Source organism: Kitasatospora sp. A2-31 (assembly GCF_022288725.1).
GTDB lineage: Bacteria > Actinomycetota > Actinomycetes > Streptomycetales > Streptomycetaceae > Kitasatospora.
Map to the genome: position 1 here is coordinate 1 of NZ_JAKNTA010000238.1, position 1,193 is coordinate 1,193.

1 protein-coding gene is annotated in these 1,193 nt (G+C 75.1%); it reads left to right on the forward strand.

Annotated features, from left to right (window positions below; genetic code table 11):
• Positions 1-89: 89 nt before the first annotated feature.
• The coding region (locus MCM47_RS41170) for an MMPL family transporter (RefSeq protein WP_374209286.1) at positions 90-1,193 on the forward strand (1,104 nt) is incomplete at its 3' end.

Here is a 1,193-nt window from a genome sequence, read left to right on the forward strand (position 1 = left end):
ACCCGGCGCCCGCTTCCGGCGGCCGTCCGGCCCCGCGCACCCGCCGCCCTCCGCCGGCGGCGGCCGCCGCTCTCCCTGGGGGAACTCTCGTGAAGACCAGACTCGGCGTGGCCGCCGCCATGGGCGCCTGGAGCGCCCGGCACCGGAAGACCGCCGTCTTCGGCTGGCTGCTCTTCGTCGTCCTGGCCGCCGTCCTCGGCGGCCTGCACGGCAGCACACAGGTCAAGGAGGCCGAGTCCATGCCGGGCCAGGTCTCCCGCGCCGCCAGGATCCTCGACGACGCCGGGCTGAAGTCCCCGGCGAGCGAGACGGTCCTGGTCCGCAGCGACGCCCTGACCGCCGACGCCCCCGCCTTCCGGGCCGCCGTCGGCCAGGTGATCGCCGGCATCGACGCCACCGGCAAGGCCGCCGAGGTCCGCTCCCCCTACGACACCAGGGCGGTCTCGGCGGACGGCCACGCCGCCCTCGTCCAGCTGACCCTCAAGGGCGAGCACCAGGACGCCGTCGAGAACGTCCCGGCCGTCCTGGCCGCGGTCGCCGCCGTTCAGGAGCAGCACCCCGACCTCACCGTGGTCGAACTCGGCGACGCCAGCTCGGGCAAGTGGATCCGCGAGCAGTTCTCCGACGACTTCGCCCGCGCCGAGTGGACCGCCGTCCCGCTCGCCCTCGGCATCCTGCTGGTCGCCTTCGGCGCGCTGGTCGCCGCCGTCCTCCCGGTGGTGCTGGCCATCACCGCCTTCGTCGCGGCCGGCGGACTGGTCGCGCTGAGCAGCGGATTCCTGCACACCAGCGACAACGCGAGCTCGGTGATGCTGCTGGTCGGCCTCGCCGTCGGCGTCGACTACTGCCTCTTCTACCTGCGCCGCGAGCGCGAGGAGCGCGCCGCCGGGCGGGACGCGTCGACCGCGCTGGCCATCGCCGCCGCCACCAGCGGCCGGGCCGTCCTGGTCTCGGGGGTGACCGTCGTGGTCGCCATGGCCGGCATGTTCCTCACCGGCATCGCGGAGTTCCAGGCGATGTCCTACGCCACCATCGTGGTCGTGATCACCGCGGTGCTCGGCTCGCTCACCGTGCTGCCGGCGCTGCTCTCGCTGCTCGGCGACCGGGTCGAGAAGGGCCGCGTCCCGCTGCTGGCACGGCTGCGCCGGCCCGGCGCCGCCACCACCGGCGGCCGGGTCTGGAACGCCCTCCTC